The sequence below is a fragment of the Clostridiales bacterium genome (genome assembly GCA_012512255.1).
Taxonomy (GTDB): Bacteria; Bacillota; Clostridia; order Christensenellales; family DUVY01; genus DUVY01.
This window is the reverse complement of sequence record JAAZDJ010000057.1, coordinates 1-10370: the sequence shown is the minus strand read 5'-3', so window position 1 is coordinate 10370 and position 10370 is coordinate 1. Positions and strand designations below refer to the sequence as shown.

Genomic DNA, 10370 nt, shown 5'->3' with positions numbered 1-10370 from the left:
CATTAATACTTACTTAGGCGGCTAAAAATTTTAAAAAAGGCGTCGTAAGACGCCTTTTATTAAACCAACCAAATCAAAAAAGCCTTCTGTCTTTTAAAAGAAGGCTTATTATTTAGTCAATAGCGTCCGCTATTAAGTCGCCCATTTTTTCGCAGCCTACCAAAATTTTGCCCTCGCTCATAATATCGCGCGTTCTATATCCGGCTTCCAAGACAGCGTTAACGGCGTCTTCTATCTTTTTGGCGTATTCGGGCATATTAATGGAAGAGCGCAGCATCATAGCTACCGACAATATGGTCGCGATTGGATTGGCTTTGTCTTGGCCCGCGATATCGGGCGCGGAGCCGTGTATGGGCTCGTAAAGGCCCAAATTGGCGCTTCCCAAACTTGCCGAAGGCAACATGCCTATTGAACCCTTAGTCATAGAAGCCTCGTCCGAAAATATATCGCCAAACATATTGCTAGTGATAATAACATCAAATTGCGAGGGGTCTCTGATAATCTGCATAGCGGCGTTGTCAACCAGCATGTTTTGGAAAGATATATCGGGATAATCTTGGGCTACTTTTTCAACGACCCTTCTCCAAAGCCTAGAGCTTTCCAACACATTGGCCTTGTCTATGCTTATAACATTTTTTCTGCGGGTTTTGGCAAGCTCAAAGCCTATTCTGGCAATGCGCTCAACCTCGTGTTCGCTATATATTTCGGTGTCGTAAGCGGTCTTGCCGCCGTCTTTTATGCCCCTTTCGCCAAAATATATACCGCCTGTAAGCTCCCTTACGACAATCAGATCAATGCCTCTTTCGGCGATATCGCGCCGTAATTGGCAGGCGTCAATCAAAGGCTTATACAAAACAGCCGGACGCAAATTGGCAAAAAGTCCTAGGGCGCTTCTGATGCCCAACAAACCCGCTTCGGGCCTTAGATGGCCGGGCAAATTATCCCATTTGGGACCGCCCACAGCGCCCAACAAGACCGCGTCCGATTTCAAACACACATCTATTGTTTCTTGGGGCAAGGGCTCGCCAAGCTCGTCTATGGCGCGCCCGCCCATTAAAACATGCTCAAAAACAAAAGTGTTTTTGCTAAGATTTTCAACCTTTTTCAAAACTTTGATAGCTTGCGCCACTATCTCAGGCCCTATGCCGTCCCCGTCAATTACAGCTATCTTATATTCAGCCATTTAGTTTCTCCTTCTTTAGTTTGTTCATAAGTCCGCCGCTTTTGATAATTTGTTGTATGCTCTCAGGAAACGGATGCGTATGATAAACTTTGCCGCTTGTATGGTTGGTTATTGTGCCCTTGGCCAAGTCCACGCTGACTTCGTCGTTTGCGTTGATTTCTTTTACGGCTTCGGGGCATTCCAAAATAGGCAAGCCTATATTTATGGCGTTACGGTAAAAAATTCTAGCGAAAGTGTTGGCTATCACGCATTGAATGCCGCTTGCCTTTATCGCGATGGGCGCGTGTTCCCTTGAAGAACCGCATCCAAAATTATTTTGCGCGACGATTATATCGCCTTTTTTGACATTCTTGGCAAACTCTGGGTCTATATCTTCCATGCAATGCGCCGCAAGCTCGCTCTCGGAAGTGGTGTTTAGGTATCTTGCGGGTATTATAACATCTGTATCCACGTTATCGCCATATTTAAAAACTTTACCTTTCATCTAAAGTCTCCTTTATAAATTTTCGGGCGAACAAATCTTGCCTGTTATCGCGCTTGCCGCGGCGATGTAAGGCGAAGCGAGATAAACCTCGGACTTAGGATGTCCCATTCTGCCCACAAAGTTGCGGTTGGTCGTCGCCACAGCCCTTTCGCCTTCGGCCAAGATGCCCATATGGCCGCCAAGACAAGGCCCGCATGTGGGCGTGGAAACTACCGCGCCCGCCTCTAAGAAGATTTTTATATAACCTTTTTTCATAGCGTCCATATATACTTGATTGGTCGCGGGGATAATTATGGCTCTTACGCCTTTGGCGACTTTTTTGCCTTTTAAAACTTTGGCGGCAATGGCAAGGTCGCACAGGCGGCCGTTAGTGCAAGAGCCTATCACGACTTGGTCTATTTTAATATCGCCGCAGTCGTCAATCTCGCGGGTGTTGGAAGGCAGGTGGGGGAAAGCGACTGTGGGTTTTAGCTTGGACAAATCTATTTCATAAGTTTTTTCATAAACGGCGTCCTCGTCCGCCTCATAAACCATGGGCGTTCTTTGGAATCTGCCTTTAATATATTTTTTCGTTATCTCATCAACGGGAAAGATTCCGTTTTTGGCGCCAGCCTCAATCGCCATATTGGCTATTGTAAAGCGGTCGTCAATAGACAAATATTTTAAGCCGTCGCCAAAATACTCCATTGATTTGTATAATGCGCCGTCAACGCCTATCATTCCTATTATGTGCAGGATAATATCCTTGCCTGTAACATATTTTGCGGGCTTGTTTTTTAACACAAATTTCAAAGCTGCGGGGACTTTAAACCAAGCCTCGCCGCTAAACATGGCCGCTGCCAAATCGGTGCTGCCAACGCCCGTGGCAAACGCGCCCAAAGCGCCGTAAGTGCAAGTATGCGAGTCCGCGCCTATAATGCAGTCGCCCGGCCCCACAAGGCCTTGCTCGGGCAACAGCGCGTGCTCAACGCCCATTTCGCCCACGTCAAAAAAGTTTACGATGTCTTTGGAATAGGCAAATAGTCTTACGCATTTGCATTGTTCGGCGGCTTTGATGTCTTTATTGGGCGTAAAGTGGTCCATTACAAGAGCGACGCGGCTTTTGTCAAAGACATTATCAAGCCCCGCTTTTTCAAATTCTTTGATAGCGACAGGGGCGGTAATATCATTGCCCAAAACCATGTCAAGCTTGGCGGTTATCAATTGTCCGGGCTGGACAAAATCCAATCCGGCGTGAGCCGCCAAGATTTTTTGAGTCATTGTCATACCCATAAGCATCTATCTCCAGTATGTAAAATTTTTTTTATGATTTGTTGTTAGGAATAATTTTTTTATCGGTCATAAGCTTGTATTCTATGCTGTCAACCAAAGCCTTAAAGCTTGCCTCTATTATGTTAGTGGAAACGCCTACCGTTGTCCAAACATCGTTGCCGTCCGTTGAGGTTATCAAAACCCTAACCTTGGCGGCGGTAGCCGCCTTGGAGTCCAAAACCCTGACTTTGTAGTCAATCAAGCTCATCTTGGCCAAAGACGGATAAAAAACTTCCAGCGCTTTTCTCAATGCTATGTCCAAAGCGTTCACAGGACCGTCGCCTTGGGCGCAGGTAAGCTCGTATTTGTCCAAAACCTTAATCTTGACTACGGCGGTCGCCGAAAGCATGTCTTCGGACGGGACTTGGGTGTTGGTGCTATAGCTTATCAATTCAAATTGAGGGGCATACAACCCGAGCGTTTTATATGCTATCAGCAAAAATGTAGCCTCGGCGCCCTCAAACTGGTAGCCCTCGTGCTCCATTTGCTTGATTTGGTTTAGGATGTCTATAACTTTGGGACTATCCTTGGTAAGCTCGGGGAAGTATCTTCTTATTTTATTGACTACCGCGTTTCTGCCGGCTATTTCGCTTAGGACAAACTTTCTTTCGTTGCCGACGGACTCGGGATTAATGTGCTCAAAAGAATGGCTGACCTTCAAAACGCCGTCGGCGTGCATTCCCGCTTTGTGCGTAAAGGCCGAAGACCCCACATAAGGCAAAAATTGCGCAAGCGTGATATTGGATATTTCGGCAATCTTTTTCGCGGTATGAGTAAGCAAGGCAATCTTGTCTTCAGCCACGCAGGAATACCCCATCTTTAGCTGGAGCGAAGGGATGATTGACGAGAGATTGGCGTTGCCGCAGCGCTCCCCATAGCCCAAAAAAGTGCCTTGGACGTGTTTAGCTCCCGCCTTAACCGCCATTATGCTATTGGCTTCGGCGCACGAGGTATCGTTATGGCAATGGATGCCTATTGTAACATCCCTAAATTTTTCTATTACCGTTTTCGTTATGTCATAAATCTCATGCGGAAAACAACCGCCATTGGTATCGCAAAGCGCCAAAATTTCCGCCCCGCCCTCGCAGGCGGCTTTAAGCGTCATTAGCGCGTAATCGGGGTCGTCTTTGTAACCGTCAAAAAAATGTTCGGCGTCATAAATTACTTTTTTGCCCATGCTTTTTAGATACGAAACAGTATCTTTTATCATATTAAGGTTTTCTTCGGGCGTAGTGTTTAATATTTCGGTCACATGCAATTTCCAGCTCTTGCCGAAGATTGCGACGGTAGATGTTTCGGCGGCAATCAGCGATGCGATATTAATATCGTCTTGGGCTTTTATATTTTTTCGTCTAGTCGCGCCAAAAGCGACCAATGTTGCTTTGAGATTTAACTCTTTGACACTTTTAAAAAACTCAAGGTCTTTGGGGTTAGAGCCCGGATTGCCCGCCTCAATATACTTCACGCCAAAAGCGTCCAGAGTTTTTACAACCTCAAGTTTATCCTCTAAAGAAAAGTTGATGCCCTCGCTTTGCGCGCCGTCTCTTAACGTGGAATCAAATATTTCTATTACATTATTTCTTTGCTCTTTCATATCGCTAATCATCCTGCAATTTATTTAATCCATCAATAAAAGCAAGCAAAGCGGCTTCCAAAACATCCACAGACACGCCTCTGCCTGTCGCGGTATTGCCTTGATAGCTTAATTTTACGGAAGCCTCGCCTAAGGCGTCTTGGCCTTCGGTTATGGAATTGATATGAAAATCAAACAGCACAATATCCTTTTTCAAGGCCTTTTTTATAGCCAAAAACGCGCTCTCTACCGGTCCGTTGCCCGATTCTGTCGCGGTAACCAAACCTTTGGGCGTATCTATGGTAATTGTGGCCGTTGATTTGTTGGTTTTGGAGCTGGTCATGTCAAAGTCCGCAAGCTTGTATCCCGACGAGATATTTTTAGTGGTCCCGGTCATAAGCGCTTCTATATCCTTATGCGACACATACTTTTTCTTATCGGCCAAAGCTTTGAACTTATAATAGTATTCGTCAATTTGTTCGGGCGCCAGATCATAGCCGGCCGCTTTTAAATGCTCTACAAACGCATGCCTTCCGCTATGCTTGCCCAAAACAATCTTGTTTTGAGGCACGCCCACGTCTTCGGGACGCATAATTTCATAAGTCAAAGGATTGGACAGCACGGCATGCTGATGAACGCCGCTTTCGTGCGCAAAAGCGTTCGCGCCCACTATGGGCTTGGTCGGGGGAATAGGCACGCCTATAATATTGGAAACAAGGCGAGAAGCGCGATAAATTTCTTTTGTGTTTATAGTGGTATAAGCGTTATAAAAACTCTCCCGCGTTTTTAGCGCCATAACCACTTCTTCCAAACTGGTATTGCCAGCCCTTTCGCCTATTCCGTTTATGGTGCATTCAATTTGGGTCGCCCCGCCCAAAACCATAGCCAAAGAATTGGCGCAGGCAAGGCCTAAGTCGTTATGGTTATGCGCCGAAATATCCACTTTTTCTATGCCGTCGGTATGCTTTATCAAATACTCAACTAATTCTTTCATTTCCTGCGGCGTAGCGTATCCTACCGTATCGGGCACATTAATCACGGTAGCGCCGCTTTTGATAGCCACGCTGAACACCTTTGCCAAAAACTCGGGCTCGCTTCTTGCGGCGTCTTCAGCCGAAAATTCAATGTCATTGACCAAAGACTTGGCGTATTTGACCGATTGCTCAACCCTTTCCAAGACTTGTTCGGGCGACATTTTTAATTTATATTGCATATGCAAAGGCGAAGTCGCCAAGAACAAGTGCAGTCTAGGCGATTGGGCGTCTTTTAACGCGTTGTAAGAGGCGTCAATATCGCCTTTGACGCATCTTGATAAGGAAGCGATTGCGCAATTTTTCACGGCTTGCGCCACAGCTTTTACCGCTTTAAAGTCGCCTTCGGACGAGACCGCGAAACCCGCCTCAATAACATCCACGCCCAGCTTTTCCAATTGCAGCGCGATTTCTATTTTTTCGTTAATATGCATGCTGCAGCCTGGCGACTGTTCGCCGTCTCTCAAAGTGGTGTCAAAAATCTTTATTCTTCTCATAATACTATTTCCTTATGATTTTAGAAAATTTTAATATTTTACCTTTATGATTTTAAACCCGGATTTAAAACTTCTTTTTAAATACGGCGCCTTTGGCCGCGTTCGTCACAAGCTCGGAGTATCTTTGCAAATATCCCGACAAATTCAAGGTTTTGGGACGCCAATTTTTTGCGCGCTCGTTAAGCTCTTCGGAGCTTACCTGCAGCTCAAGCTTGCCTTTTTCTATATCTATGCGTATTATATCTCCTTCCTGGATAAGCGCGATGTTGCCGCCCGCCATGGCCTCGGGGCAGACATGGCCTATGGCGGCGCCCCTAGTCGCGCCGCTGAACCTTCCGTCTGTAATAAGCGCGACGTCTTTATCAAGTCCCATTCCGACCAGCGAGGCGGTAGGTGACAGCATCTCTCTCATGCCCGGGCCGCCTTTAGGGCCTTCGTATCGTATTACCACGACATCGCCCTTATTAATAAGCCCGTTTAGGATAGCGCTGGACGCGGCTTCTTCGCTGTCAAACACTCTAGCTTTGCCCGAATGTATCATCATTTCGGGCGCTACGGCCGATTTTTTGACAACCGCGCCTTCCTCGGCGATATTGCCTTTTAATACGGCTATTCCGCCGGTGGTTGAATAAGGTTTGTCAATAGAACGGATTACTTCGGTATTTCTAATTATTGCGTTTTGATAGCTTTTTTCTAGCTCTTGATTGGCAACGGTTATAGCTTTGCCTTTAATCAATGACTCGCCTTGGACCTGGCCTTTGGATAATTCTTTTAACACAGCCATTATCCCGCCCGCGCGATAAAGGTCTTCTATGGAAGTGTCCGAAGCGGGCATTAGTCTGCAAAGGTTGGGCGTAACCGAGCTTATTTTATCTACGATATCCAAATCAAAATCAATATCGCATTCGAAAGCTATCGCCGCAAGATGCAATACCGTGTTGGTGGAGCATCCCAGCGCCATATCAAGCGTCAGCGCGTTATGTATGGCGTCTTTGGTTATGATGCGGCGGATAGTGAGATTTTCTTCCACAAGCTTTACTATTTGCTCGCCTGTCTTTTTGGCTAGTCTTAATCTTTCCGAATAAACCGCGGGGATTGTGCCGTTGCCGGGCAGTGCTATGCCAAGCGCCTCGCTAACGCAATTCATGCTATTGGCCGTGAACATTCCCGCGCAAGAACCGCAAGACGGACAGGCGTTGTTTTCAATATCGGTAAGTTCGTCCAAAGTCATTTTGCCGGCCTTTAACGCGCCTATGCCTTCAAAAACCGAGGTCAAAGACAGCTTCTGGCCTTTTGACGAACAGCCCGGAAGCATAGCGCCTCCGCTAATCAATATAGTAGGGATATTTACCCGCGCGGCGCCCATAATCATTCCAGGAACAATTTTGTCGCAATTAGGAATCAAAACCATTCCGTCAAAAGCATGGGCAAAAGCCATAGTCTCTACGGAGTCCGCTATAAGCTCGCGGGAGGGCAAAGAATATTTCATTCCGATATGTCCCATCGCGATGCCGTCGCAAACGCCGATACAAGGCACCACAAAAGGCGTTCCGCCCGCGGCGTAAACTCCGGCTTTTACGGCCTCGGCGATCGTGTTAAGCTGGGTATGTCCCGGCACGATATCGCTTTGGGCGCATACTATGGCGATTAACGGTTTGTCAAGCTCGGAATCGGTTATTCCCAAAGCCTTGAACAAACTTCTTTGGGGCGCTTTTTCAAACCCTTTAGAGATATTTTTACCCATTATTATTTATTCTCCTCGTTATAATTTTCCAATTGTTTTATATTTTTAGCGCCGCGTTGCAGCGCCGTCAGTCCCGTGCGCGCCATTTCTATTATTCCGTATTCGCCTATAACTTGCAAAAAACCGTCTATTTTGTTGCTCTGGCCCGTAAGCTCTATAATCATTGAGGTAGGGGACAAATCTATGGCTTTGGCTTTGTAGAGCCTGATAGTGGATTCTATCTCGGCGCGCTGTTTGGGCGTCGCGTTAATTTTAACCAAAAGCAATTCGCGATGGACGGCTAGGTCAGGGTCAAGCTGCGTCACATACTTGACATCCACTAATTTGGCCAGTTGTTTGGTGATTTGTTCCAAGACATAATCATCGCCGTTAACAACTATGGTCATGCGCGAATAATTTCTGTCTTCCGTAAACGCAACGGAAAGACTTTCTATGTTATAACCGCGCTTTGAAAACAAACCCGAAATTCTATTCAAAACGCCTGATTTATTGGCTACTAACGCGCTTACAATATGCAGATTTTCACCCATTGTTGTTTTCTCCTATTTCCAAAATCATGTCGCTTACGCTCTTGCCCGAAGGAATCATTGGCAGCACATTCTCGTCTATTCCTATTTTGCAATTGACTATTACGGGCATTTTGCAATTAACGGCTTTTTTAACCGCCTCGTCAATTTGACTATTATCATTAATCTCAAGATAATCCGCGCCGAAAGCTTTGGCCAAATACTCATAATTAGTCGGTCTGTTGAGGGTGGTATTGGAAAAGCGGTGTTTATAAAACAGCTTTTGCCATTGCCTTACCATGCCCAAAGTGTTGTTGTTCATTATAAAAATGGCAATGGGAAGCTTTTGAACGACGGCGGTAACCACCTCGTTAAAGTTCATATGGAAAGAACCGTCGCCCGTTATAAGCACGACTCTCTTTGAAGACGCTATAGCGCTGCCTATCGCGGCGCCCATGCCAAAGCCCATAGCGCCAAGCCCGCCGCTTGTTATAAAGGTGCGCGGCTTTTCAAAAGCGCAAGTTTGCGCCGTCCACATTTGGTGCTGTCCGACATCGGTCGCGATTATTTGGTCGTTTGGAGTGTGCTTGCTAATGCTTCTTAATATTTCTTTCGGGTTTACTTTATGGGAGGTTTCCTTCAAAACCTTAGTTCTTTTTAGTTCGTCGCACCTTCCAACCCATTCAGGCTTTTTGCTTTCATTAATATAAGGCAAGATATGGGTAAGGACGGTCTTAATATCGCCCAAAATATAAGCGTCGGCATTTATATTTTTATTGATTTCAGCGTTGTCAATATCAATATGAACGACCTTGCCTTTTACAAACTTGTCGCGGTTGGTCGCCACCCTGTCAGAAAACCTCGCGCCCAAAGCGATTAACAAATCGCACTCTTGGACGCTAAAATTGACATTGATATGGCCGTGCATGCCTATCATTCCCAAAAACAGCGGATGGGAAGCAGGGAAAGCGCCCAAGCCCATCATAGAACAGGCAACGGGAGCGTCAATCTTTTCCGCCAATTCCAAAACCTGTTGGTAAGCTCCGCTACAAATACATCCGCCGCCCAAATACAGCAAAGGTTTTTTGGCCGAATTGATAATGTCAATAGCGGCCTTTGCTTTGTTAAGGTTGGGCTTTTTATATACAACCTCTCTTACGGGAATAGGTTCCCAATCGCACTCGGCTTGCTGGATGTTTTTGGGTATATCAATCAATACGGGGCCTGGCCTGCCGCTTTTTGCGATATAAAAAGCGTCGGAAATTATGTGGCCAAGCTCTTTTACATCTTTGACTATATAATTATGTTTGGTGACGGGAATTGTGACCCCCGCGATATCCACCTCTTGAAAACTGTCCCTGCCCAGCAATGACAAAGCCACATTGCCCGTGATTGCGACCATGGGGACAGAGTCCATATAAGCGTTGGTGATTCCGGTTACCAAATTGGTGGCGCCCGGACCGCTTGTGGCGATGACCACGCCTACTTTTCCGCTTACGCGCGCGTAAGCGTCCGCCGCGTGCGCGGCGCCTTGTTCATGGCAAGTCAAAATTTGCCTAATCTTGTCTTGAACATGATAAAGCTCGTCAAAGATGTCCAACACGGCTCCGCCGGGATAGCAAAACACGGTGTCCACGCCTTCGTTAATTAAGCTCTCTGTTACAATTTTTGCGCCTTTTAACTTCATCTTCAGCTCTCCATCTTGTTATAAAAAAACCTCAAGAAATCATTCTTGAGGTGAACTAATGCCACGGTACCACTCAAATTCATTTTGGAGAAAAATCCCCAAAATCTCGTTTTAACTCTTTAACGGGAGTAAGGCGTTTGCGTCTACTCAAATAATTTATAAAAATTATTCTTTCGGGCAAAAGACTCGCGGATGAGTTCGGTTAATTCCGGCTTACTGTCTTGCACCGTCCGACAGCTCTCTGAAAGTTCGACAAATTAACTTACTTGTTCCGGTCATGGTCTGAATATATTTACCAAACATGATATCACACAAATACTTCTTTTGTCAACATTTATATTATTAATAACATAT

8 protein-coding genes and 1 other annotated feature are annotated in these 10370 nt (G+C 46.0%); all 8 genes read right to left on the bottom strand.

Going from position 1 to position 10370, the window contains the following annotated elements:
- Positions 1–112 precede the first annotated feature (112 nt).
- The gene (leuB, locus tag GX756_02995) at positions 113–1183 is read right to left on the bottom strand and encodes a 3-isopropylmalate dehydrogenase (protein ID NLC16825.1); all 1071 of its coding nucleotides are present in this window, start codon (positions 1181–1183) and stop codon (positions 113–115) included.
- On the bottom strand, positions 1176–1667 hold the full coding sequence (leuD, locus tag GX756_02990; GenBank protein NLC16824.1) for a 3-isopropylmalate dehydratase small subunit: 492 nt from the start codon (positions 1665–1667) through the stop codon (positions 1176–1178). The genes leuB and leuD overlap by 8 nt, the downstream gene beginning before the upstream one ends.
- 12 nt (positions 1668–1679) lie before the next feature.
- Positions 1680–2939, bottom strand: coding sequence for a 3-isopropylmalate dehydratase large subunit (gene leuC, locus GX756_02985; GenBank protein NLC16823.1), 1260 nt, complete (start codon positions 2937–2939; stop codon positions 1680–1682).
- A gap of 31 nt (positions 2940–2970) precedes the next feature.
- Positions 2971–4572 (bottom strand): citramalate synthase, encoded by a 1602-nt coding sequence (locus GX756_02980; GenBank protein NLC16822.1) that lies wholly within the window; start codon positions 4570–4572, stop codon positions 2971–2973.
- A gap of 4 nt (positions 4573–4576) precedes the next feature.
- On the bottom strand, positions 4577–6079 hold the full coding sequence (locus tag GX756_02975) for a 2-isopropylmalate synthase (protein ID NLC16821.1): 1503 nt from the start codon (positions 6077–6079) through the stop codon (positions 4577–4579).
- Positions 6080–6143: 64 nt separating this feature from the next.
- Positions 6144–7823 (bottom strand): dihydroxy-acid dehydratase, encoded by a 1680-nt coding sequence (gene ilvD, locus GX756_02970; GenBank protein NLC16820.1) that lies wholly within the window; start codon positions 7821–7823, stop codon positions 6144–6146.
- Positions 7824–7825: 2 nt separating this feature from the next.
- On the bottom strand, positions 7826–8353 hold the full coding sequence (gene ilvN / locus GX756_02965; protein NLC16819.1) for an acetolactate synthase small subunit: 528 nt from the start codon (positions 8351–8353) through the stop codon (positions 7826–7828).
- Positions 8346–10016, bottom strand: coding sequence for a biosynthetic-type acetolactate synthase large subunit (ilvB, locus tag GX756_02960; protein NLC16818.1), 1671 nt, complete (start codon positions 10014–10016; stop codon positions 8346–8348). The genes ilvN and ilvB overlap by 8 nt, the downstream gene beginning before the upstream one ends.
- A gap of 43 nt (positions 10017–10059) precedes the next feature.
- Positions 10060–10304 (bottom strand) — a binding site (T-box leader).
- Positions 10305–10370: the final 66 nt, after the last annotated feature.